The 23487-nt window shown below is 70.4% G+C and carries 26 protein-coding genes; 12 read left to right on the top strand and 14 right to left on the bottom strand.

The window, feature by feature from the left end; translation table 11 throughout:
- The first annotated feature begins 7 nt into the window (after positions 1–7).
- From FXF68_RS25450 to FXF68_RS25415, 8 genes are read left to right on the top strand one after another with little or no spacing between them, the layout of a single operon-like run.
- A complete protein-coding gene (locus tag FXF68_RS25450) occupies positions 8–160 on the top strand; it encodes a hypothetical protein (protein ID WP_222870082.1) in 153 nt (50 codons plus the stop codon).
- Positions 161–182: 22 nt separating this feature from the next.
- Entirely contained in the window at positions 183–2900 is a 2718-nt protein-coding gene (locus FXF68_RS25445) for a phage tail tape measure protein (RefSeq protein ID WP_148763374.1), read from the top strand.
- 16 nt (positions 2901–2916) lie between these two features.
- Positions 2917–3270, top strand: a complete 354-nt coding sequence (locus tag FXF68_RS25440) for a phage tail fiber protein (RefSeq protein ID WP_148763372.1) — start codon at positions 2917–2919, stop codon at positions 3268–3270.
- On the top strand, positions 3270–6863 hold the full coding sequence (locus FXF68_RS25435; protein ID WP_148763370.1) for a hypothetical protein: 3594 nt from the start codon (positions 3270–3272) through the stop codon (positions 6861–6863). The genes FXF68_RS25440 and FXF68_RS25435 overlap by 1 nt, the downstream gene beginning before the upstream one ends.
- A 9-nt stretch (positions 6864–6872) precedes the next feature.
- A complete protein-coding gene (locus FXF68_RS25430; RefSeq protein ID WP_148763368.1) occupies positions 6873–7376 on the top strand; it encodes a hypothetical protein in 504 nt (167 codons plus the stop codon).
- Positions 7376–7744 (top strand): hypothetical protein, encoded by a 369-nt coding sequence (locus FXF68_RS25425; protein WP_148763366.1) that lies wholly within the window; start codon positions 7376–7378, stop codon positions 7742–7744. Before FXF68_RS25430 ends, FXF68_RS25425 begins: the two co-directional genes overlap by 1 nt.
- A gap of 8 nt (positions 7745–7752) precedes the next feature.
- Positions 7753–8496, top strand: coding sequence for a C40 family peptidase (locus tag FXF68_RS44065; RefSeq protein ID WP_246178927.1), 744 nt, complete (start codon positions 7753–7755; stop codon positions 8494–8496).
- 13 nt (positions 8497–8509) lie between these two features.
- Positions 8510–8737: a holin gene (locus tag FXF68_RS25415; RefSeq protein ID WP_148763364.1), complete on the top strand. Its 228-nt coding sequence runs from the start codon at positions 8510–8512 to the stop codon at positions 8735–8737.
- 57 nt (positions 8738–8794) lie between these two features.
- On the opposite strand, the gene FXF68_RS25410 is transcribed toward FXF68_RS25415, so the two are convergent.
- The 3 genes from FXF68_RS25410 to FXF68_RS25400 all read right to left on the bottom strand — a co-directional run bounded on the left by FXF68_RS25410 (position 8795) and on the right by FXF68_RS25400 (position 9970).
- Entirely contained in the window at positions 8795–9334 is a 540-nt protein-coding gene (locus tag FXF68_RS25410; protein WP_148763363.1) for a hypothetical protein, read from the bottom strand.
- Positions 9335–9531: 197 nt separating this feature from the next.
- A complete protein-coding gene (locus FXF68_RS25405) occupies positions 9532–9765 on the bottom strand; it encodes a hypothetical protein (RefSeq protein WP_148763361.1) in 234 nt (77 codons plus the stop codon).
- Positions 9755–9970, bottom strand: coding sequence for a hypothetical protein (locus FXF68_RS25400; protein WP_148763359.1), 216 nt, complete (start codon positions 9968–9970; stop codon positions 9755–9757). The genes FXF68_RS25405 and FXF68_RS25400 overlap by 11 nt, the downstream gene beginning before the upstream one ends.
- A gap of 149 nt (positions 9971–10119) precedes the next feature.
- On the opposite strand from FXF68_RS25400, the gene FXF68_RS25395 reads away from it, so the two are divergent.
- Together FXF68_RS25395 and FXF68_RS25390 are read left to right on the top strand one after the other, a co-directional pair.
- Positions 10120–11481 (top strand): NsdA family TPR-like regulatory protein, encoded by a 1362-nt coding sequence (locus tag FXF68_RS25395; protein WP_148763357.1) that lies wholly within the window; start codon positions 10120–10122, stop codon positions 11479–11481.
- Positions 11481–11855 (top strand): ASCH domain-containing protein, encoded by a 375-nt coding sequence (locus FXF68_RS25390; RefSeq protein WP_148763355.1) that lies wholly within the window; start codon positions 11481–11483, stop codon positions 11853–11855. Before FXF68_RS25395 ends, FXF68_RS25390 begins: the two co-directional genes overlap by 1 nt.
- 56 nt (positions 11856–11911) lie before the next feature.
- Here FXF68_RS25390 and FXF68_RS42545 read toward each other — a convergent pair whose 3' ends face one another.
- Positions 11912–12064 (bottom strand): hypothetical protein, encoded by a 153-nt coding sequence (locus FXF68_RS42545; RefSeq protein WP_187438100.1) that lies wholly within the window; start codon positions 12062–12064, stop codon positions 11912–11914.
- A 58-nt stretch (positions 12065–12122) separates the two neighbouring features.
- Between FXF68_RS42545 and FXF68_RS25385 the strand changes: the two genes are divergently transcribed.
- Positions 12123–12608, top strand: coding sequence for a YajQ family cyclic di-GMP-binding protein (locus tag FXF68_RS25385; protein WP_148763353.1), 486 nt, complete (start codon positions 12123–12125; stop codon positions 12606–12608).
- Positions 12609–12727: 119 nt separating this feature from the next.
- On the opposite strand, the gene htpX is transcribed toward FXF68_RS25385, so the two are convergent.
- From htpX to FXF68_RS25350, 7 genes are all read right to left on the bottom strand, one after another.
- Positions 12728–13585 (bottom strand): zinc metalloprotease HtpX, encoded by an 858-nt coding sequence (htpX, locus tag FXF68_RS25380; RefSeq protein ID WP_148763351.1) that lies wholly within the window; start codon positions 13583–13585, stop codon positions 12728–12730.
- Positions 13586–13699: 114 nt separating this feature from the next.
- A complete protein-coding gene (locus tag FXF68_RS25375; RefSeq protein ID WP_148763349.1) occupies positions 13700–15187 on the bottom strand; it encodes an NADH-quinone oxidoreductase subunit N in 1488 nt (495 codons plus the stop codon).
- Complete coding sequence (locus tag FXF68_RS25370; protein ID WP_342787176.1) at positions 15187–16689, bottom strand: complex I subunit 4 family protein; 1503 nt, start codon at positions 16687–16689, stop codon at positions 15187–15189. The genes FXF68_RS25375 and FXF68_RS25370 overlap by 1 nt, the downstream gene beginning before the upstream one ends.
- The gene (locus FXF68_RS25365) at positions 16686–18542 is read right to left on the bottom strand and encodes an NADH-quinone oxidoreductase subunit 5 family protein (protein WP_148763348.1); all 1857 of its coding nucleotides are present in this window, start codon (positions 18540–18542) and stop codon (positions 16686–16688) included. Before FXF68_RS25365 ends, FXF68_RS25370 begins: the two co-directional genes overlap by 4 nt.
- Positions 18539–18895, bottom strand: a complete 357-nt coding sequence (nuoK, locus tag FXF68_RS25360; RefSeq protein ID WP_148763346.1) for an NADH-quinone oxidoreductase subunit NuoK — start codon at positions 18893–18895, stop codon at positions 18539–18541. The genes FXF68_RS25365 and nuoK overlap by 4 nt, the downstream gene beginning before the upstream one ends.
- Entirely contained in the window at positions 18895–19428 is a 534-nt protein-coding gene (locus FXF68_RS25355; RefSeq protein ID WP_222870081.1) for an NADH-quinone oxidoreductase subunit J family protein, read from the bottom strand. The genes nuoK and FXF68_RS25355 overlap by 1 nt, the downstream gene beginning before the upstream one ends.
- Positions 19425–19898, bottom strand: coding sequence for a 4Fe-4S binding protein (locus tag FXF68_RS25350; RefSeq protein ID WP_222870080.1), 474 nt, complete (start codon positions 19896–19898; stop codon positions 19425–19427). The genes FXF68_RS25355 and FXF68_RS25350 overlap by 4 nt, the downstream gene beginning before the upstream one ends.
- Before the next feature lie 167 nt (positions 19899–20065).
- On the opposite strand from FXF68_RS25350, the gene FXF68_RS25345 reads away from it, so the two are divergent.
- Positions 20066–20890: a helix-hairpin-helix domain-containing protein gene (locus tag FXF68_RS25345; protein ID WP_246178926.1), complete on the top strand. Its 825-nt coding sequence runs from the start codon at positions 20066–20068 to the stop codon at positions 20888–20890.
- A gap of 12 nt (positions 20891–20902) precedes the next feature.
- On the opposite strand, the gene FXF68_RS25340 is transcribed toward FXF68_RS25345, so the two are convergent.
- The 3 genes from FXF68_RS25340 to FXF68_RS44805 are packed head-to-tail and all read right to left on the bottom strand — an operon-like array spanning position 20903 to position 23485.
- Positions 20903–21856: a complex I subunit 1/NuoH family protein gene (locus tag FXF68_RS25340; RefSeq protein WP_148763340.1), complete on the bottom strand. Its 954-nt coding sequence runs from the start codon at positions 21854–21856 to the stop codon at positions 20903–20905.
- Positions 21849–22499 (bottom strand): NADH-quinone oxidoreductase subunit C, encoded by a 651-nt coding sequence (locus tag FXF68_RS25335; protein ID WP_187438099.1) that lies wholly within the window; start codon positions 22497–22499, stop codon positions 21849–21851. Before FXF68_RS25335 ends, FXF68_RS25340 begins: the two co-directional genes overlap by 8 nt.
- Positions 22496–23485, bottom strand: coding sequence for an NADH-quinone oxidoreductase subunit B (locus FXF68_RS44805; RefSeq protein ID WP_148763338.1), 990 nt, complete (start codon positions 23483–23485; stop codon positions 22496–22498). The genes FXF68_RS25335 and FXF68_RS44805 overlap by 4 nt, the downstream gene beginning before the upstream one ends.
- Positions 23486–23487 lie beyond the last annotated feature (2 nt).

Genomic DNA, 23487 nt, shown 5'->3' with positions numbered 1-23487 from the left:
ACACGACGTGTACGGCATCGACGCCGAATCGGGGATCCTCGCTGACCGCACGTGGCGGTGGCTGAAAGTCCGCATCGAGGGCCTATTTGCCGCCGACACGCGGCTCTACCGCCGGTTCCGCCCGCCGGCCAAGGACGAGCAGCAGCCGGAGCAGTACTAGGCACGCGAGGGGGTGACGCCTCGTGGCCCTCGACCTCGGCGAGCTGGTCGGAACGATCAGCCTGGACGACCGCGGATTCACGCGGCCCATGCAGCAGGCCGAACGCGGAATCAACCGCCTCGAATCGACGACCCGGAGCAGCCTCGACCGGGTCGAGGACGACTTCGAGCAGACCGGCCGCGCCGCCGCCCGCGAGCTCGGGCAGGGCCTCGACCGGGCGGCCGACGAGGCAGGCCAGGCCGGGAAGAAGGCCGGCGACGAGTTCGTCCGCGGGACGGAAAGCCGCATCCGTAACGGCCGTAGCAGGTTCAGCCGGTCGGGGCGCGATGCGGGCGAGGGCGCGGGCGAGGGAGTTGGCGAGGGCGCCGAGCGCGGCGGCAAGGGCAAGTTCAAGGGGCTTGCCGGGAAGTTCGCCGGGCTAATGAAGGCGGGCCCGTGGCTCGCGGCCGGCGCCGTCGTCGGCGGCGTCTTCATGACCGGCCTCGCCGGGGCAATGGAGCGGCAGGATTCCGTCGCGAAACTCAAGGCCCAGGTGGGGGCTTTCGGACCGGAGGCCGAGCGGCTCGGAAAGATCGCGGGCGGCCTCTACAACAAGGGCTACGGCGCCGAGATGGGCCAGGTGACCGAAGCCGTGGGCGCGGTCGTAACGTCAATTGACGGAATGCGCGGCGCCAACGAATCCGCCGTGCAGGCGATGACGGCGCGCGCCCTCGACCTCGCCGACGTCTTCGAGCTCGACGTCAACCGGTCCATGCAAGTCGTTGGCCAAATGGTCAAAACCGGTTTGGTGAAAAACGCAACGGAGGGCGTCGACCTCCTGACCGCCGTGTTGCAGCGCGTTCCCGCAAACGTCCGCGAGGACGTCGTCGACGCGCTCGACGAGTACGGCCCTTTCATGAATCAAATCGGGATCAAAGGCAAGAAGGCTTTCGAGCTTCTCGCGCAGGGTGCCGCTAAGGGCATGTATGGCATCGACAAAACCGGCGACGCGCTAAAGGAATTCACAATCAGGTCGACGGACATGTCGACGTCCACGCAGGAGGCTTATAAAACGCTGGGCCTGTCCACGTCGAAGATGACCAAGGATCTTCTCGCGGGCGGCGCGCGCGGCGGCAAAGCGTTCGACCTGATCATTTCCAAGCTGCGCGGAATCAAGGACCCGGCCAAGCAAAGTCAGGCCGCGCTTGCGCTTTTCGGGACGCCGCTGGAGGACCTGAACACCGGCGAAATCCCGAAGTTCTTGGCCAGTCTGGACACCACGCAGAACAGCCTCGGCAAGACGGCGGGCGCCGCCGACCGGATGGGGAAGACGCTCCACGATACGGCGTCGCAAAACCTCACGACGTTCGAGCGCACCGTTAAAGGCAAGGTCGTCGACCTGTTCGGCGGGAAAGTCCTCCCCGGGCTAACCAAGTTCGGCGGCAAGGCGAACGCATTTTTTCAGAGATGGGTCGGGGACAATCAGGGCACCGTCGACAAGGTAAAGCGCGTCTGGGACAAGGCCGGAGACAAGGTCGGCGACGCGATCGGCGGCATCAAGAAGTGGCTCGACGAGAATAAGGACAAGGTCGAAGAGTGGTCGAATAAGATCGGCCAAATTGTCGGGCTCGCGGCGGACACGATCTCGGGCGCGATAGATATCATCTCGGGTGCCTGGTCGATCTTCGGCGGTCCGCTGCTGACGATTCTCTCGACTTTCATCGACGGTTTCCTCGGCTACTGGTCGGGCGTCTTCCGGATGATCAAGGGCATATTCGACGTCTTCGCCGGAATCTTTACCGGCGACTGGGGCCGCGTCTGGGACGGCATCAAGGGTATCGTCGGCGGCGCCGTACAAGTCGTATGGTCAATCCTGCAAGGTGCCGTAAAGCTTTTCACTCTACCCATGAGGCTCATTGGAAAGCTGCTCGGGGCGCTAACGAAATGGGCCTGGGACAAGGTCAAGGGATTCGTGAGGTCCGGCGTCCGGAATGTGCTAGCTGCCATCTTCGGTCTCGCCGTTCTACCGGGGCGCGTGGCCTCATACTTCGGCCGCATGGCATTGGCCGCCATCTCGAAGGCTGCCGGTCTGGTGCGATGGATGCGAGGACTCCCGGGCCGGATCCGCCGCGGGATTGGCGGCATGAATTCCCTGCTCTACAACGCAGGCCGAAACGTGATCTCCGGGCTGATTCGCGGAATCACGAGCAAGGTAGGCGACGTGGGCGGCGCGATGCGGAACATCGCGGGCAAGATCCGCAATTACTTGCCGTTCTCCCCGGCGAAGGAAGGCCCGCTATCAGGGCGCGGCTCCCCGCAGTTGTCCGGCGAGAAAATCGGGATCATGCTCGCGGCCGGCATCACGACGTCCCGCGGGCGGGTCGCGTCGGCGGCCACGGGCCTCGCCCGGACCGTGACGTCCGCGCAGGCGACCGCGTTCACCAAGCGCCGGGGCGGCCCGCGGCTGACCGGCGAACGCTACGGCGTGACGCTCGCTGAGGGGATCACCCATTCCGGTCCGCGCATCATGTCCGCGGTGACCGGCGTAACCCGGATCCTCCGGAGCGCGCAGGCGAGCGCGTTCACCGTCCGGCGCCCCGCTCCGGCGCCGGGACGGGGCGACGACGGATCTTCCACCGCCGTGACCGTGATTCTCGACGTCCGGGGCGGCCCGGCCGAGTTCAAAAAGATGATCCGCGAATGGGTCCGCGTCGAGGGCCGCGGCAACGTGCAGCTCGCGTTCGGGCAGCGCGGCCGATGACGATCAGGAGGAACACGTGGGCCTGAGCAACGCAGGAAAAGCCGTAGGGCTCAACGCAATCGGCGGCGTCGGGCTGTTCGTCAGCCTGCACACCGCCGACCCCGGAACGACCGGCGCTAGTGAGGCGGCGGGCGGGTCACCCGCCTACGCGCGGCAGGGCTGCGTCTGGGGCGCCGCGTCGGCGGGCTCCATGTCGCTGTCGGCTGCTGAGCTGTTCGACCTTCCCGGCTCGGTCACCGTCTCGTACTTCGGTGTCTGGTCGGCGAGTTCCGGCGGCACCTTCTACGGCGGCGGCGCCCTGAGTTCGCCGGAGACGTCCCCCGCGCAATGGCAATACCAGCTCTCTAACGCGACGATCAGCATCACCTGATGGCCATCCTCGCGTCCTGGTCGGGGGCGGGTCTGGCCGACGGCACGGCAGTCACCACGTCAACCGCCGGGACCGGGGATACGCCGTTCGGCACCGTCACCGCGAGCGCCTTCACGGTCAAGGCGTCCGGCGGCCTGCACGCTCCGCGCATCCAGATGGACCAGGCCGCCGCGACGGCCGCGGAACTGATCTGGGGCAGTGCGGTCGTCGGGACGTCGTTGACGGCATGGGCGGCGCGCTGCTACGTCGAGTTGTCCGCGCTCCCGCCCGCGAACGGCGGCCGGCTCGTCAGCGCGTACACCGCAAGCAACGCGTTGCTCTGGTTCGTCGACGTGACGACGGCCGGGCTGCTGCGGCTGCGCAACGCCGGCGGGACGGCGGTCTCTACGAGCGCCGCCGCGCTCCCCACCTCGACCGAGCTTCGCATCGAGGGCGTCCACAACAACGGCGCGGTCGTGGTCAACGTCTACACGGGCAACGGCGGGACGGTCCTCACCTCCGTGTCGTCCACCGGGCTCGGAGTCGGCTCCGGGCTGGAAGCCGTCCGGTTCGGAATGCCAGCGGTGAGCCCGACGTGGGGGCGGCTATGGCTGGACGAGTTCGCCGTTGCCAACACTGCCGCCGAGATCGGGCCGGTTGTCACCCCACCGCGGTCTGGGACGGGCACCATCACCGCGACGGCGGCCCTTACCGGGTCCGGCCGCAAGATCGCATCCGGCACCGGAACCGCCAGTGCAACGGCGACCGCATCGGGGACCGGGTTCAAGCGCGCGTCCGGCACGGGCACCATCACCGCGACCGCGAGCCTCACCGGCAGCGGCAGCCAGCCGAACCCGCCGACGTTCCCTGACGCGCCGCTCGCCACCGACGTCGAGCTGAAAATCGGCGACACGTGGGAGCGGATCACGGGGGATGTCCTCACCGGAAACCCGATCACGATCGAGCGGGGCCGCGCCGACGAGGCCGCCGAAGTCGCCCCCTCGAAACTGTCCCTCACGCTACGGAACACGGGCGGGAAGTACTCCCCCCGCAACCCCCGTTCGCCCTACTTCGGGCTGATCGGCAGGAACACCCCGATCCGCGTCCGGGTGAACCACCCCGACGTGCCCAGCGACGTTTACGCCTACATGCCCGGCCGAGATGGGCACTACTTCTCTACCCCGGACGCCGCAGGCATCGAACTTACGACCGGCGTCGACGTCCGGATGGAGATCACCCCGGACTCGTGGCGGCCCACCATCGGCATGACCCTCGCCAGCAAAAGGGACTGGCACGGGTCTCAAGACTCGTGGGCGTTCGTCCTCCGAACGGACGGTCTCCTTCGGCTCCGATGGACGTCGGACGGCGTGACCGCGAAGGCCGCCAACTCGACCGTGCCCGTTCCCGCCCCCGTGTCGGGGCGCCTCGCCGTCCGCGCCCGCCTCGGCGCGAGCACGGGAACGTACACCTTCTACACGGCGCCGTCCCTGGCCGGGCCTTGGACGCAGCTCGGCGACGTCGTCGCCGGGGCGTCCGGCGGCATCTTCTCCGGCACGGCACCGTTGGAGATCGGGTCGAGCGCCGCCGGGACGTCCGGGTTCACCGACCTCCGCATGTTCCACGGCCGTCTGCATGCCTTCCAGCTCGCCAACCTTGCCGGGGCGGTGATCGCCGATCCGGGCATCACCGAGCAGGCCGAAGGCGACACGGAGTGGACGGCCGCGGACGGGCTCCCCTGGTCGGCGCACGGCGGCGCCCGCCTCCTGCGTCCAGCCCGGTTCCACGGCGAGGTCTCGACGTGGCCGCAGAAATGGTCTCTGGGCGGGCACCAGATCACGACACCGATCGAGGGATCGGGGGTTAAGCGGCGGCTAGGGCAGGGCCGGGCCGCGGTGCAATCGACCCTTCGCCGGTCCATCCCCCAGGAGAAGGGCCTCGTTGCGTACTGGCCCATGGAGGACGCCGGGGGCCAATTCGCGTCCGCCATGATCGGCGCTGGTCCGCTGCGCGTGACCCGGGACGGAATCGATTACGCCTCCGACTCCGATTTCGTCGGGTCGGCGCCGATCCCGCGCATGGGCACTGGCCGTGTCGCCGGCGCCGTTCCAGGGTTCACACCGCAGCCGGGAAGCATCCCCGAGATCTTCGCCGAGCAATCCCTCGTGATGCTGCTGCACATGCCTGATACGGCGCTCGACGGGCCGCGGCGACTCCTCGCCCTGTCGACCACGGGTCAGGGCGCACAGTGGGATCTGTGGTACTCGGCAGCGCTGGGCGGGGTGCTGGGCGTCACCGTGTACGACCGTGACGGCGCGAAAATCCACGAGCAGTCATCCGGCCTCGCCGTACACGGAAAGCTGCTCCGGATAGCGCTCAACCTGACGCAGTTCACCACTAATAGCACGTGGGATCTCTATATCCAGGAACAGGGAAAGGCCCCGGAGCCGAGTTTTGGCGCTGGGGTCAGCGCGACCATGGGCGTTATTCGTACCGTGACGGTCGGGGACCCGACCGACCTCGGCGACACGAGCATCGGGCATATAGCCATCTACAACCGGGCCACGATTCTAAACACCGTGACCGACGACGCTTTCCAGGCATTCACGGGTGAGCTCGCCGCGGACCGTCTTGTCCGCCTCGCCGACGAGAACGATGTCCCAATGACCGTCGTCGGGCAGCCGCCCGAGACTGCGGCGATGGGCCCGCAAAAGGTCGGTGCGCTGCTGGATCTGCTGGAGGACTGCGCGGACGCGGACGGGGGGATCCTCGGCGAAGCGCGCGACGAGATCGGCCTCGAATACCGCACCTGTGCCAGCCTCTACAACCAGGTTCCCGCCCTCACCCTGACCTACGGTGAGCCGGGGCTTGCCGCGCCTTTCGAGCCCGTTGACGACGACCAGGGAACCGTGAACGACGCGACGATCACCCGTGAGGGCGGGTCGTCCGCGCGGGTCGTGGTCGAGTCCGGGCCCTTGTCGGTGCTGCCCCCGCCGGACGGCGTCGGGACGTACGACCTACAGGAGACGGTGAACGTGGCCGACGATGACGTGTTGCCCGATCTGGCGGGGTGGCGGGTGCATACGGGGACCTGGGACCAGGCCCGGTATCCGTCCCTCGGCGTGAAGCTGCACAAGGCGCCGGGCCTGATCGCTGCCGCGGTCGCGATGGACTTCGGGGACCGCGCCACCGTCGGTGATCTGCCGCCGTGGCTGCCGCCGGGCCCGGCGGACGCCCTCGTTCAGGGCTACGTCGAGGTTCTTGAACTGTTGCGGTGGCGGATCGACTGCAACGCCTCCCCCGCAGGCCCGTGGAACGTCGGCGTCCTCGACGACGCCGCCCGGTTCGACACGGCCGGGTCGGAGCTCGCAGCAGGCGCGTCGAGCTCGTCGCCGAGCCTGTCCGTCGCGACGACGCAGGGCCCGATCTGGACGACCTCGCTCGACGAGTTCCCGTTCGACGTGATGATCGATGGCGAGCGGGTCACCGTCACCGCCATTTCCGGAGCGTCCAGCCCGCAAACGTTCACGGTCGTCCGCGCCGTGAACGGCATCGTCAAGGCGCACGCCGCCGGCGCGGACGTGGCCCTCGCCGATCCAACCTATGTCGCCATCTAGGAGGCGCCCGTGACCACCTATCCGGACGTCCGAGCCGGACAACGGCTCACCGCCGAACTGTGGCGATCGGGCCTGCCGAACATCGTTGAGAAAACGATCGACGAGTCGATCGTTAGTTCGCTGACCTTGCAGGACGATGACGATCTTTTCATCGCCCTTGCCGCGAACGCGAAATACCGCGTCGAGTTCGAGATCAGCGCGTTCTCGCCCGCGGCCGCACAGTTCAAAACCGCCTGGTCGGTGCCGTCCGGCGCGTCCGGCCTCAAGTACTGCTATGGCCCGGTCGGCACCGATCGGGATTCGTCCCTGATGAGGGCCAGTGTCCATCAGCTCACCACCACTGTGAGCTACGGGACCGAGTCGGCGAGCCTGGCGAGCGCGATCCGGGAAACCGCGATCGTCACCACCGTCAGCGCGGGGACGCTCCGGTTGCAGTGGGCGCAGAACGTCAGCAACGCGGGCGCGACGGGCCTGTCCGCGGGGAGCCGTCTCGTCGTCTGGCGGACCGCCTGATGGGCGCCGACGAGACGCCTGGGGTTGAGCTGGCCATGCTGCGCGGGGAGGTCATGACGACGCTCGCACGCATCGAGGGCGAGATCCGGCTCGTACGGCAGGCGCAGGAGGAGTCCGCGCGCCGCACCGACGATCTACAGCGGGACGTTCACCGCCTCGACGACCGGGTCGACCACCTCGACCGGACGACCGTCACTCGCGAGGAGCTCGACCAGCGGGACAACCGCTTGCGCGAGGACGCGGACAAGCGGCAGGCGCACCAGGCGGAGCAGGCACGGCGAGCGCTCACGATCTGGGCCCTCGTCATCTCGGCTATCGCCGCGGTGTTGACCGGGGTCGGGGTTTTCGTGTCGCTCACCGTCAAGTAAGGAGGCCCATGCCGTACACCATCGACGCCGCGATCCGCGCAGCGTCCAACGAGGTCGGATACCGCGAGCGTGGCACCAACGATACGAAGTTCAACCGGTGGCTCGGGACGATCAGCGGGTATGGGGCGGGCGGCTACGGCTACCCGTGGTGCGCGTCGTTCCAGTCCTGGGTGGCCGACCGCGCCGGGGGCCGCGCGGGGACCGACTACCCCAAGACGGCCGGGTGCGCGGTCGCTGTCTCGTGGTTCAAGAGCCGCGGCCGGTGGAGCTCCACTCCGCACGTCGGCGACTGGGTGTTTTACGGGCCCGCCGGGACGACGCATGTCGAGCTAGTCATCGCGGTCAACTCGCGGACCATCACCACGATCGGTGGCAACACCTCGGGGAGTCTGAACGGCGCCTATTACAACGGCGACGGCGTGTATCGGAAGACCGTCACGAGGGCATCGTCGCGGATCTACGGCTACGGGCGCCCCGCCTACACGGGCGGGGCGTACGTTCCGCCGTCCCCGTCCCTCGACTGGCAGGAGGCCATGTTGCAGCAACTCCCCACTCTCAAGCGCGGCGCGAGCGGCGAGCACGTCGAGACCGTCCAGGGTCTCCTGGCCGCCCGGTCCCACCCCGTGACGCTGGACGGCGACTTCGGGTCCGCGACGGAGGCTGCCGTCAAGGCCGTCCAGCGCTGGGGCGGCGTGACCGCCGACGGCGAGGTCGGTCCCCAGACGTGGCCCGTTCTCCTGCGGGTCAAGTAGAGGAGGAACCCCCATGCGAGATGTCACCCGGAAGGAACCGATGGAGACGAAGGTCAAGGCGGCCGGGTTCGCGAGCGTGCTCGCGTCCTTCGTCGTCGCCGTCGCCGTGACGAAGGCGCCGGTCCTCGCGGGCGCGTCGGAGTACCTGCACGCCGCGATCATCACGGCCATCACGGGCGCCGGGACGACGGCGGCGGGGTGGCTCGCCGCGCACACTCCGCGGCACCCGAACCGCATGTAGACCCGTAAACGACTGCGCCCCGTCCTCCTTCGGGAGGGCGGGGCGGTTTCGTCGTGCCTACGGGTGCCGTGCGTCGTACTGCGCGCGCAGCTCGGGGGACGAGCAGATCCACCGTTTCGCCGCGGCGAGGATCCGCCGCGCCTTCTCCGACCCTTCCGGTACGGACGCCTGCCCACCGTTGTAGCGGAGCGCCGTATTGCGGAGCACGGTCGCCGCGGACTTCCCGTCGTAGATGTCCCAGCACACGGACACGGCGCGGCGTAGCGGCCTGGGCCGCGCGCCCGTGGAGGTCGGGGTGAGGCCCGGGTCGAGCCGTCGCAGGTATGCGACGAACGCCGTACGACGTGCCGCGGGGACGTACTCCCACGTCTCCATGGACGGGGTCGACGTGGCCTTCGCGGGGGGCGTGGCGGCGGCGGCCGGCTTCTCGTCGTCCGGCGCCATGGCGGCGGCTAACCCGGCGATGACCGCGAGGGCGACAACGGCGAGGGCGACGATGACCCATCCTCGGGCGCGCCCCTCCCGGGCGTGGGACGGGGGGCGTCCCGGCATGGGCGGCGGCGGGGGCGGGCCGTAGGGGTTGGGGGTGCCGTGCATGGTGGTGTCCCGTCTCGGAGGGGTAGGGGCCGCGCGGCGGGGGTGCTGGTCCTGTGACGCGCGGGTGGTGCCGGCGGTTCACGAGGGGGACCGCGACCCCGGCCGTGTCGCGCACACAGACCGGAGCCGCGGCGTCTAGAAAGATGAGAATCTCTCGCTATTTAACTCAGCACCAATACCGGCCTCGGCGTTACGGCTCAGCGGCGGAGGAAGCGCTCGGCGAGGGTCAGGGGGTCAGGGTTGCCGGGCTGCCACAACTTCCTCGGCTTGCCGAAGGCATGGCCGTGCCACCAGCCGGACGAGCCGGACATGGCGTAGAACGCGCCGACTACCGGCCCGTCCTGTTCGGCGATGATGTAAACGCCGTCGGCCTTCCCGCCGTAGACCTCGTATCCGTCCGGCGAGCTCATGAGCACGACGTCACCCGTCATCGCGGATGACCTTCCGGATTGCCTCGGCGAGCTCGTCAGGGGTGTCCGCGGAGACGTCCGCGACGCCGCTCAGGTCTTCTCGGGTCAGGGGCCCGCGGGTTCCCCACCATTTGCCGGTGTCGGTCCGGATGATGTTCCACTTCGGGAACTCGGCGCGCAACTTCTCCTTGGCCTGCTGAACGTCGTCGGGCGTCATCGTCTTCACGGGAAACCGTCCTGCCGCGATGCACTGTTCCGGTCACGTCCAGTGAAGCTGTGGCGGACGCCACAGAACTAGCGGGAGACTCAGGAGGGGAGAGGAGGGGCGCCCACTCGGCAACTCCTCCTGACGACCGGCGAGAGGTGCATCGCAACATGTCCGCCGCAACGATCATCGGCGCACGCCTGCGCAAGCTGCGCGAAGAACCACGCGACCAGCACGGCCGAGCCCACCGGTCCCGCGAGAAATGGGCGCTCATGATGCGCAGCGCCGCCGGGGACGATGCCGATGATCTACCGGGCGTGAAGAGCCTGGCCGACATGATCAAACAATGGGAGCGCGGCGACAACATCCCCGGCCCGATCTACCGGCCGCTGTACGCGAAGGTGACCGGCAAGCCAGAGGCCGAACTATTCGCAGAGGCCCCTGACCGGCAAGCGCGCAAGACCAGCGACGGCCCCCTGCAAGGCCGCCGGGACGCACTCAAACTCGGCGTCGCCGCCGTCGCGCCCGAGGTCCTACACCGGGTGCTGCGCGGCACCGCCGCCGAAGCCATGGAGTTCACTCGGCTCGCCGGCGCCACCTCCGTAGGCGCCGGGACCTTCGCCCACCTCGACGCGGTCATCACCGAGATCGACCGGGCGTACAGCCGCGACACCCCCGCCGATCTGTTCGCCATGACGCGCTCCTACCGGCACCGCGTCGCCGACCTGATCCAAGGGCCCCACACCCTCAAGCAAGCGCGCGAACTGTACGTCTACGCCGCGTGGCTGTCCGAGGCGCTGGCCTGGCTCGCTCACGACCTGGGCGACCCGTTCGCCGCGGAGTCCTGGGCGGTCGACTCCTACGAGCACGCCGACCAGGCGGGCCATGACGAGCTGTGCGCGTGGGCAACCGATGCCATGGCGTCGATCGCGATCTACACCGATCGTCCCGACCGCGCCCTGGCCGCCGCCCGGCAAGGCATCGCCCGCGCCCCGCAAACCCACCCGCTCGCCGTCCGCCTCCGCGCGCAGGCCGCCCGCGCTCATGCTCGCCTCGGCGACCGCGAGGAGTGCGAGGACATGCTGCATGAGGCGGGCGAGGTGTACGGCAGGCTTCCCGCCCGCGCGCCGTTGCGCTTCACGGTCGACACCGGGAACCTGGCCGCGCTCGCGATGACGTCCTACCCGGCGTCGGCCTACATCTGGCTCGGCGACGCCGACCGCGGCGACTTCGCCAAGGCCCGCACGCACGCCCAGGCCGCCATCGACGAGCAGCAGGCATTGCCGGACTCGGCGCGCTCACCGAGCCGCGAGGCGATCGCCCGTGTCGACCTCGGCATTGCGCTCGCCGCGCTCGGCGAACCCGAGGAGGCCGCGGCCATGGGACGGCGCGCGCTGGCCTCGCCCCGCCTGGTGGACTCCGTGCGGTCGCGGGCAGGGGACCTTGACCGGGCGCTAGCTGCTCGGCATCCCGAGGTCCCGGCGGTGCGGGACTTCCACGAGATGTACAGGCACGTACAACCGGCGAGGTGATGACGACGAGCGAGACCGGGAAGTCTGAGATCAACATCCGCCGCCCCTACCTCGACCTGATCGAGCAGGGCGTCAAGACGGTCGAGGTCCGGGTCGGCTACGCCAGCATGCGGAAAATCCGGGAAGGGCAAGACCTGACGTTCGTCTCTGGCGACAAGCGGTTGCGGACGCGGGTCACGCGGGTGACCGAGTATCCGACGTTCGAGGCGATGCTCGACGCCGAGGACCCTCGGTCGATCGGTGGCGAGCTGGGCGAGAGCCGCGAGGATCTTCTCGACGTGATCCGCGGCATCTACCCGCCGGAGAAGGAACGTCTCGGCGTGCTCGCGATCGGGGTGGAGATTCTCCCGGCGGACGATCAGGCCGGAGCGTAGGCTTATCCCGCGATGCACTCGGCGCCCGCCCTCTTCCGAGGACGGGCGCCAGTCTTTTAGCCGATCCGGTCGGACAGGATCAGCACGGCCACGGCGAGGGCGCACACGAACAGCCAGTCGGCCGACTGCGCCCGCAGTTCACGCCACACCGCCCGCGCGGCGCGCTCCGATTCCTGCTCGTCGTCGTCTTCGTAGTAGAAGAGAAACATTGGCCTTGCCTCCCTCCCCCGGGGAGGCCCGGGGAGTAGCAGAGGGAGATGTGTTCAGGTGGACTCGTCATTCGACATCGTCAGCAAGCTCGACCGGCAGGAGGTCGACAACGCGCTGAACCAGGCCGCCAAGGAGGTGGCCAACCGGTTCGACTTCCGGAACGTGGACGCGGGGATCAGATGGTCCGGCGAGACGATCGAGATCCAGGCGAACACGGCCGAGCGGGCGAACGCCGTGCTCGACGTGTTGAAGGACAAGCTCGTCAAGCGGCAGATCTCGTTGAAGGCGATCGACGCCGGTGAGCCGAAGCTGTCCGGGAAGGTGCACAAGCTGAGCGTGAGCCTCAAGGAGGGGATCGCCCAGGAGGACGCGAAGAAGATCGGCAAGATCATCCGGGAGGAGGGGCCCAAGGGGATCAAGGCCCAGATCCAGGGTGAGGAGCTGCGCGTCACCTCGAAGAAGAAGGACGACCTCCAGCAGGTCATCACCCTGCTGAAGGGCAAGGACCTGGACGTGGCGCTCCAGTTCGTGAACTACCGGTGACATGAGGGAGCGCGCCGGCCCCATCCCCCGCAGAAGTGGCCGGCGCGCTCTCGTTGGGTTATGACGCCGCCGCGTCCGGAATGGTTCGGGGGAATTGGGCCGAGTTCTGAAGACGACCGCTAGCGGCGGCGGCCGGCCATGCGCTCCAGGCGGGCGATGCGGTCGGCCGTGGGCGGGTGGGTGGAGAACAGGCGGCCGATGCCGGCGCCCGCGAACGGGTTGGCGATCATCAGGGAGCTGGTGGTGGCGAGCTCCGGGTCCTGCGGCAGCGGCATCGCGCGGGTGCCCGCGTCGATCTTGCGGAGGGCGGACGCGAGGGCGAGCGGGTCGCCGGTGAGCCGGGCCCCGGCGGCGTCCGCGGCGTACTCGCGGGTGCGGCTGATCGCCATCTGCACGACGGCGGCGGCGACCGGGCCGAGGACGATCATCAGCAGCGCGCCGAGGAGGCCGGGGCCGTCGTCGTCGTCCGAGCGTCCGAGCGGGATGAAGATCGCCAGGTGCGACAGGTAGGTGATCACGGTGGCGATGGCGGCGGCGACGGACGAGATCAGGATGTCGCGGTTGTAGACGTGGGACAGCTCGTGCCCGAGGACGGCGCGCAGCTCGCGTTCGTCCAGCATCTGGAGGATCCCGCGGGTGCAGCAGACGGCGGCGTTGCGCGGGTTGCGTCCGGTGGCGAACGCGTTGGGCTGGCGGGTCTCGGAGACGTACAGGCGCGGCATGGGCTGGTGCGCCGAGTTCGCCAGTTCGCGGACGAGCCGGTACAGCACCGGCGCCTCGACCTCGCCGACCGGGTGGGCGCGCATGGAGCGCAGCGCGATCCGGTCGCTGAAGAAGTACGCGACGCCGTTGGTCGTCAGCGCGATGACCAGCGCGATCGTCAGCCCGGCCCGGCCGCCGACCGTCCATCCGGCGACGAGCACCAACGCCGACAGCGCCGCGATCAGGGCAGCCGTCTTGACGCCGTTGAACCGCACTTCCGCCCGCCTCCCCGTCGAAACCCCGCATGAACATCAACGGTTTGACCTGCGTGAACGTTCCCGTCCACGCCCATTCACGGTACCCGAAGGGGTTGCTGGGGCGAGCCGCGCTCAGGTGGCCTGGGTGACCGTCTGCAGGACGATCTGCGGCGCCACCGACAGGACGACCGCGCCCGCCGCGGCGGCGGCGATCGCGGTCCGGACGGGCAGGCCCGGCGCGGGGTCGTAGGACGGGCCGGGCGCCGGGGTGAACAGCCGGACGGCCCACGCCAGGTAGTAGTACAGCCCGATCACCGTGTTGATCGCCATGACGACGGCGAGCCAGGTGACGCCGCCCGCGACCGTCGCGCGGAACACGACGACCTTGGCGAAGAGGCCCATGACGCCGGGCGGGAGCCCGGCCAGGCAGATCAGGAAGAACGCGAGCGCGGCGGCGACGTGGGGGCTGCGGCGGGCGAGGCCGCGGTAGTCGTCCAGCGTGTCCCAGGACGGCGAGAGCGGAACGGCGCGGCGGCGGAAGCCGATCACCACGGCGAACGCGCCGAGGTTCATCACGGCGTAGAGGGCGACGTAGGCGGTGGTGGCGGCGACGGCCTCGGGCAGCCGGTCCTCGCCGACGGCGAGCGGCGCCAGCATGTACCCGGACTGCGCGACCGACGACCAGGCGAGCAGCCGGATGGCGGTGCGCTGCCGGAGCGCGACGAGGTTCCCGACCGTCATCGTGACGGCGGCGAGGACGGCGATCACCGGGCCCCACACGTGGCCGTAGGACGGCAGGCCGAGCGCGAGGACGATCGTCAGCCCCGCGAACCCGGCGGCCTTCGACACGACGGACAGGAACGCGGCGACGGGCGGCGGGGAGCCCTGGTAGACGTCCGGGGCCCAGAAGTGGAAGGGGACGGCGGCGACCTTGAACGCGAACCCGGCGAGGACGAGCACCGACCCGGCGGCGGCGACCGGGTCGAGGTCGGCCGGCAGCTTGGACAAAGCGGGCGCGATCCGGTCGAGGTGCATGGCGCCGGTCGCGCCGTAGACGAGGCTGATCCCGAACAGCATGATCGCCGTGGACACCACGGAGACCAGGAACAGTTTCAGCGCGGCCTCGGACGCCGTCCCGTCGTAGCGGCGGAGCGCGGCGAGCGCGAACACCGGCAGCGACAGCGTCTCCAGCGCGACGACCAGCAGGACGAGGTCGCGGGCGGCGACGAGGGTCAGCGCGCCGACGACGGCGGCGAGCAGCAGGAAGTGGTACTCCCCCACCGGCGTCTTCGAGTCGGTGATCTCCTGGAGGGAGAGCAGCACGACGACGACGGCCGCGCCGAGGACGATCCCCTGGAAGAGCAAGGTGAAGTCGTCCGCGACGTAGGAGCAGGAGCGGGGGCCGGAGCCGCGCAGGTCGCCGGGCAGGCAGAACGTGGCGCGCCTGTCCCCGAAGGACAACGCGATCACGGCGACGAGCGCGGCCAGCAGCGCGCCGCCGGAGACGAGCGAGATCAGCCGGCGGGGCGCGTCGAAGGCGTCCGCGAGCAGCAGGCCGAGCGCGGCGACGGCGAGGATCAGCGGCGGCGCGATCGCCGCGTAGTCGATGCCCTGGATCATCAGCCGCCTCCGAACAGCGCGCGGACGGGGTCGGTCGTCACGTCCAGCAGGGTCTTCGGCCACAGGCCGACGAGCAGCGTCAGCCCGATCAGCGGGACCCAGGCGGCGTACTCCTGTACGGACACGGCCGGGGCCGAGCCGCTGGACACGCCGTCCGCCCGCCCATGGGTGAGCTTGGCGAGCATGCGCAGGAAGTAGGCGGCGGTCAGGACCGCGCCGAGCGCCGCGACGGCCATGAACGTCACGAACGTCTCGCGCGGCAGGTCGGCGTGCGGGCGGTACGCGCCGAGCAGCGCGAGCATCTCGCCCCAGAACCCGGCGAGCCCCGGCAGCCCGAGCGAGGCGACCGACGCGAACGTGAGGACGGACGCGAGCCGCGGCGACGTGCCGAGCAGCCCGCCGCCGAGCGCGTCCATGTCGGCGGTGCCCCAGCGCTCCTTGACCGATCCGGCGAGGAAGAACAGCAGGCTGGTGACGAGCCCGTGCGCGACGTTGCCGAACAGCGCCGCGTTGATCCCGACCGGGGTGAGCGTCGCGATGCCGAGCAGCACGAAGCCCATGTGCCCCACGGACGAGTAGGCGATCATCCGTTTCAGGTCGCGCTGGGCGAGGCAGGCGAGCGCGCCGTAGACGATCCCGATGACGGCGAGGAGGCCGAGCCAGGGCGCCCAGAAACGGGCGCCGTCCGGGGCGAGCGGCAGCGCCACCCGGACGAGCCCGTACGTCCCCATCTTCAGCAGCACCCCGGCGAGCAGCACGGACCCGACGGTCGGGGCCTCGGTGTGCGCGTCCGGCAGCCAGGTGTGCAGCGGCCACATCGGCGCCTTCACCGCGAACCCGACGCCCATCAGCGCGAACGCCGCGACCTGCACGCCGTGCGACAGCCCTGAGCCGTGCCGGGCGGCCAGCTCGGTCATGTCGAGCGTGCCCGCCGTCGCGCCGACGAGCAGCATCCCGGCGAGCAGGAGGCCGGAGCCGAGGAGGGTGTAGAGGATGAACTTGGTGGCGGCGGCCCGGCGGTCCGTCCCGCCCCACAGCATGATCACCACGTACATCGGGACCAGGACGGTCTCGAAGAACACGAAGAACAGCACGAGGTCGAGCGCGACGAACGTGCCGAGCAGCCCGATCTCCAGGACGAGCAGCAGCGCGGTCAGCAACCGGATCCGGCCGCCCGCCGGAGGGTGGCGCAACGTGTAGAGGAAGCAGAGGAACGTCAGCAACGCGGTCAGCACGACCAGCGGCAGCGAGATCCCGTCGACGCCGAGGTGGAAGCGCAGCCCGATCGCGGACGCCCACTCCCGGTCGACCTCGAGTTGCATCCGGGACGTCGCGCCGAAGTCGAACGCCGTCAGCGCGGACACGGCGACGAGCAGCGTCGCGCCGGACACGGCCGTCCCGAACGCGCGGACGGCGAAGTCGGTGCGCAGGAACCGGTTCGCCGGGACGAGCATCGCGAGCGCCCCGGCCAGCGGGATCGCCATCATCAGCACGAAGATCACAGCAGGATCACCACCCCGGCCACGATGACGACGACCCCGGCGAGCAGGCCGGTGAGATAGGTCTGCGCATTGCCGTTCTGCGAGACACGGAGCACCCCGCCGAGCCGGGTCGCGGCGCGTCCGGAGCCGACGACGGCGGCGTCCACGCGGCGTCCGTCGAACCGGACGACCTGCCGCGCCAGCGCCGTCACGGGACGGACGACCGCCCATGCGTACAGCTCGTCCACGTAGAAGGCACGCGCGAACACCGGACGGGCGCGTCCGAGCAGGCGCGCCGGGTCGAGCGCCGGGTCGCGGTTCCAGACGAGGAACGCGGCGCCTCCGCCCAGGACGACGAGCAGCAACGCGAGCAACGTGGACCCGACGTGAGGGCGCAGTTCCTCAGCCCCCAGCCCGAAGAATCCGAGGATCGCGGCGGGGACGGCCAGCGCGGCGACCGTCCACGACATGAGCCTGGACGGTTCGCGTGTTTCGTACGTCCCGCGCGGCTCCCCGAAGAACGTCATCAGCCACGCCCGCATCGCGTAGGCCGCCGTCAACGCGGCGGTGAGCAGCAGCCCCAGATAGACGACCCACGCCACCCCGCCGGGCACAGTCTCGGAAGGGCCGCCGTGGAGGGCGGCGTGCTGGGCGGCCTCGATGATCGAGTCCTTGCTGAACCAGCCGCTGAACGGCGGGACGCCCGCGAGCGCCGCCAGCCCGACCGTCATCGACCAGAACGTGACCGGCATGCCGCGCCGCAGCCCGCCGTAGTGGGCGAGCGTGGTCGACCCGGCGACGACGATCACGCATCCGGCGGCGAGGAACAGCAGCGCCTTGAACGCGCCGTGCGTCAGCAGGTGGAAGATCGCGGCGGACTTCGCGCCGACCGCGAGCCCGGCCGCCATCACGGCGAGCTGGCTGATCGTCGAGTAGGCGAGGACGCGTTTGACGTCGTCCTGCGCCAGCGCCGCGAGCGCCGAGCCCAGCATGGAGATCACCGCGAGGACGCCGAGCACGGCGAGCGCCGCCGACGCCGCCGTGAACACCTCGTACACGCGGGCCACGACGTAGACGCCCGCCGCGACCATCGTGGCCGCGTGGATCAGGGCGCTGACCGGGGTGGGACCGGCCATCGCGTCCGGCAGCCAGGTGTGCAGCGGGAACTGCGCGCTCTTGCCCGCGACCCCGGCGAGCAGCAGCAGCGCGCCCGCCGTGACGGTCGCGTCCGGCAGCGCCGACGCCTTCTGCACGACGGCGCCGATCTCGAACGTCCCGGCGCCGACGCCGAGGACGAGCACGCCGATCAGGAACCCGGCGTCGCCGAGCCGCGTGACGAGGAACGCCTTGACCGCCGCGCGCGAGTTCGCCCGTTCCTCCCAGTGGTGTCCGATCAGGAAGTACGAGCAGATGCCCATGACCTCCCACCCCACGTACAGGACGAGGAGGTCGCCGGAGTAGACGACGAGCAGCATCGCGGACGTGAACATCGACACGAACGCGGCGTACGACGAGTAGCGCCGGTCGCCCCTCAGATACGCGACCGAGTACACCTGGACGGCGAGGGCGACGCAGCAGACCATCAGCCCGACGACGGCGGCCAGGCCGTCCACCTGGAGCCCGACGCGGATCGGCACGGAGCCGGTCTCGACGACGGTGAGCAGGCCCGTGCGCGGGCCGGGGTCGCGCCACACCGTGAACGCGACGATCGCGGACAGGACGAGCGACACCCCGACCGGCACGCACGCGATCAGCGCGGGCCCGTTGCGCAGGGCCCCGACCCTGAGCACCCGGGTCAGGGACGGGCCGAACAGCAGCCCGGCGAACGCGGCGAGAAACGGCAGCAGCGCCGCCAGCGAGGCGAGCCAGATCACGGCGCGGCCTCCTCGACCCGCTCGGGCTCCACGTCACGCGGGACCGGTTCTTCGGCGAGGGTGCGGAGGCGGTCGACGTCCACCATCCGCCGGTTCCGGAACACCAGCAGGACGAGCGCGAGCCCCAGCCCGATCTCCGCCGCCGCGATCACGATCGTGAACAGCGTGAGGACCTGCCCGCCGTGCAGCCGGTCGCGGTAGAAGACGTCGAACGTGACGAGGTTGAGGTTCACCGCGTTCAGCATCAGCTCGACCGACATCAGCACGAGGATCGCGTTCCGCCGCGCCAACACCCCGTACACGCCGACGGAGAACAGCAGCGCGGCGACGACCGTCGGGTACGCGAGGTGCATCAGACGTCGCCCCCCTCGTCGGTCCTCTCACGGGGCCCGATGTCCGACCGGGACAGGACGATCGCGCCGACCAGCGACGCCAGCAGCAACACCGACAACACCTCGAACGGCAGGACCCACGTCCGGAAAACTCCGGCGCCCAGTTCCTCCGCCGATCCGCCGCCCTCGCGCAGCGGGGTGCGGGCGTCTCCGAAGCCCATGACGACCACGGTCACGAGGACGGCCGCCGTCGCGGCGGCCACGCCCAACGCCGCCCACCGGTTGCCGGAGTCGAGGTCGGCGGACTCCCCGATCGGCGCCCGGGTCAGCATTATCCCGAACAGCAGCAGGACGACGACCGCGCCGACGTAGATCAGCACCTGCACCCACGCGACGAACTCCGCCGTGAGGACGAGGTAGCCGCCCGCGAGCGCACCGAACGACACGACCAGCCACAGCGCCGCGTGGACGAGCCGCCGCGTCGTCACCACCAGGACGGCGGACCCGACCGCGACCACGCCGAGCAGCGTGAACACGACCTCCTGGCCGCTCACGGCCCCGCCCCCGGACGCCTGCGCGCGGCGGCCTTGGCGGCGGCGGCGATCTCCTTCGGCGGCTCGGCCGCCGGGTCGTGCGCCTGCGGCGGCGGGACGGTCCACATCCATTCCCGCAGCCGTTCCTTCTCGTGCGTCAGCTCGGCGATGTCGTACTCGGCGTACTCGAACTCCGGCGACCAGAACAGGGCGTCGAACGGGCACACCTCGATGCAGATGCCGCAGTACATGCACAGCGCGAAGTCGATGGCGAACCGGTCGAGGACGTTGCGGGTGCGGGCGCGTCCGGCGCCCTCGGCGGGCAGGGTCTCCTTATGCGAGTCGATGTAGATGCACCAGTCGGGGCATTCGCGGGCGCACAGCATGCAGACGGTGCAGTTCTCCTCGAAGAGCGCGATGACACCGCGGCTCCGCGGAGGCAGGTCCGGCTGCACTTCGGGGTATTGACGCGTTATGGAACGCCGCGTCATCGTTCGCAACGTGACCGCCAGCCCCTTGGCCAGCCCGCCTCCTGGTAGCCGTCCCACCCGCCCCATGATTGCGCACGATCGGCGTCCGGGGAACGCGACCGGGTCCGGCTTCGTCTCTTCTGTGAGGGGTGTGCGGCTTTGAGCGGGAACGTTGCGCGGGAGGTCTGGTGAGCGATCACACGGAGCGCCCTGACGACACGAGCCCCGGGCATCGTCCGGGGCCGTCCGCGCACCGGGGTCCGCCGGGGCATCGTCCGCGGCCGTACGGGGCCCCGCCGGGGTGGCGTCCGCCCTTCGCGCGGCCGCCCGTCCCGCCCGCCCAGCTTCGGCCTGTCGGGCCGCCGCCCGTCCCGGTGCGGGGGCCGGAGAGCGCGCGCGGTGTGCTGTGGGCGGCGATCCCGTTCCTGACCCTCGGCTACGGGACGCCCGTGACCTTCCTCTACGCGGCCGTGAAGCGCGGGTCGTGGCGGCTCGGCGCCACCGCGGCCGGGTACGGGGCCGGGACGGCGGGCGTCCTCCTGCTGCTCCAGCTCGGTAGCGCGGCCTCCATCGTCCTCGGCTCCTTCCTGGCGATCATGCTATGGCTGGCGGGCACCGGGCACGCGTTCGCCGTGCGGACGTCCGTCTTCCCGCCCGAGGCCCCGCGCAACAGGCTCAACGAGCACGCCATCGAGGTCGCCAAGTACCGCCGGGGCCTGCGCGAGGACGCCCGCGCCCTCGCCGCCGAGGACCCGGCGCTGGCCCGCGAGCTGCGGATCGGCCGTCCGGACGTGCCCCGCACCTACGACGACGGCGGCCTGGTGGACGTCAACCACGCCCCGCCCGAGATCCTCGCGGCGCTGCCCGGCATGACGTCCGAGATGGTGGAGCGGGTGGTGCGCCGCCGCGAGGAGCACGGCGGCTTCGTCTCCGCCGAGGAGATGGCGGTGGACGCCGACATCCCGCCGGACGTCCTCCCCGAGATGGCCGACTTCACGATCTTCCTGCGCTGATCCGCCTCCAGGTCAGAGGGCGACCTTGAGGACGCCGGTCAGCGCGAGCTGCGCCAGCGACAGCGGCACGAGCCAGGCCCAGGCGAGCTTCTGCAACTGGTCCTCGCGCATGCGCGGGTAGCTGACCCGGAACCAGATCACGCAGAACGCCAGGACGGCGACCTTGAGCAGCGTCCAGAGCCAGCCCAGCTCGGTGTTCAGGAACGGGCCCTTCCAGCCGCCGAGGAAAAGCACGGCCGTCAGCCCGCACAGGACGACGATCCCCGCGTACTCGGCGAGCAGGAAGAACGCGAACCGCAGCCCGCCGTACTCGGTGTACGGGCCGAAGATGATCTCCGAGTCGGCGACCGGCATGTCGAACGGCGGGCGGCGCAGCTCCGCGAGCCCCGCGACGAAGAACACGACGGCGCCGATCGCCTGCCAGGGCAGCCAGTACCAGCGCCACTCGCCCACGATGCCCTGGAGGGACAGCGTCCCGGCGGCCATCGCGACCGACGACGCGGCGAACACCATCGGCAGCTCGTACGACATGAGCTGCGCGGCGACCCGCATCCCGCCGAGCAGCGAGTACTTGTTCGCGCTCGCCCAGCCCGCCATGATCGCGCCGATCACGCCGACGCCCATCACCGCCAGCGCGAAGAAGACGCCGGGGCCGAGGTCGAGCGCCACCTGCCCGCCGGGCCCGATCGGGATCACGAGCAGGACCAGCAGGTACGGGACGAGCGCCACGCCCGGGGCCAGCTTGAACACCCACCGGTCGGCGTCGCGCGGGACGACGTCCTCCTTCTGCGCGAACTTCACGCCGTCGGCGACGAGCTGCGCCCAGCCGTGGAAGGCGCCCGCGTACATGGGTCCAAGACGGCCCTGCATGTGCGCCATCACCTTGTGCTCGGCCTGCCCGACGAGCAGCGGCAGCACCGCGAACGCGCCGGCCACCAGCACGAGCTTGACCACGACCTCAAGCATCGGGCCCCTGCCCTTCTGGGGGGCGACCCCCAGACCCCCGAGACGGGGCGCTTGGACGATCCTCACTCCGCTGGCGCTCCGCTGCGGTCGCCCAAGCGCCCTCATCGGGCACACCAGGTGGCCGCATACGACGTCGGCTAGGGGCGCCGTGGCCCGACTCGCCGGGTTCCTTGGCGCCGGGCCAGGGCTTGGCGACGCGGGCGGCGAGGACGAAGTCCTTGCGGAGGGGGTGGCCCTCGAAACCGTCCGGGAGCAGCAGCGGGACGAGGTTCGGGTGCCCCTCGAACAGCACGCCGAACATCTCCGCCGTCTCCCGCTCGTGCCACGCCGCGCCCCGGTAGACGCCCGTCGCGGTCGGCAGGACGGGTTTCCGCTTCGGCACGCGCGTCCGGACCAGCAGGTGGTGGCGGCGTTCGAGCGAGTACACGTGGACGACCACGGCGAAGCCGTCGTCCAGCTCGTCCACGCCGGTCAGCCAGTCGAAGAAGCCGCAGGACAGCTCGTCGCGGGCGAAGGACAGCGCATCCAGCCACAGCTCGGGCGGGACGCCGACCGCGAGCCCGCCGGTCGTCTCCTCGGTGCTGATCTCGTCGCCGTAGCGGGACGTCCAGGCGTCGTGGAGGGCCTCGGCCTCGGGGCTCACCGGTCGCGCCCGATCTGGTCGTCGTGCCCGTCGTCGTGCCCGTCGTGCAGGTCGTATTCATCGTCGTCGACGAGGCCGGGGATGATCGACGGGTCGTGCCGGTCGGTGGCGTCCACGATGGGCGCGACGGGCCGCGTCACCTCGTCCTCCTCGATCGGCGCGACGGGCCTGGTCACCTCGTCGTCCGCGATGACCGCGTTGGGACGGGTCACCTCGTCGTCCTCGATCGGGGCGACGGGGATGGTCGCGTCGTCCGGACGCACCGGCTCCTCCCCCAGGTGCTGGACGGGCACGGTCTCGTCGTGGGCGCCGTCGTCCGGCCGGGACTCCTCCGCCGCCTCACCGTTCGCCGCCTCGCCCATGACGTCCCAGTGCTCGAACGTCTCGTCCGCCTCCGGGGGCGGCGGCTGGATCGGGCGGCGCAGCACCGTCGCCGCGAACGGCCGCGGCCCCGGCGGCGGAGACGACGGCCCGCCGCCGCCACCCCCGTACCGGTCCCCGAGCGACTCGGCCGCGATCTTCTCCTGGAGATGGACGATCCCCTGCAGCAGCGCCTCCGGACGGGGCGGGCAGCCCGGCACGTACACGTCCACCGGGATGATCTGGTCGACGCCCTTGGTCACGCAGTAGGAGTCCCAGTAGGGCCCGCCGCAGTTGGAGCACGCGCCGAACGAGATCACGTACTTGGGCTCGGGCATCTGCTCGTAGAGGCGGCGCACCGCGGGCGCCATCTTGTCGCTGACGGTGCCCGACACGACCATGAGGTCGGCCTGCCGCGGACCGGGCGCGAACGGGATCACCCCGAGCCGGATGAAGTCGTGCCGCGCCATGGACGTCGCGATGAACTCGATGGCGCAGCAGGCCAGCCCGAAGTTGAAGACCCACAGCGAGTAGCGGCGGCCCCAGTTGAGCACGAACTTGACCGGCTTCGGCGCGAGCCGCGACAGCGGCCCGACGCTCGGCGGGGGTAGATCGACGGTGCCCACGG

This window comes from Actinomadura decatromicini (assembly GCF_008121305.1).
Taxonomy (GTDB): Bacteria; Actinomycetota; Actinomycetes; order Streptosporangiales; family Streptosporangiaceae; genus Spirillospora; species Spirillospora syzygii.
Note: the sequence above shows the minus strand (reverse complement) of the source record. Positions and strands in the feature narration are given on the sequence as shown.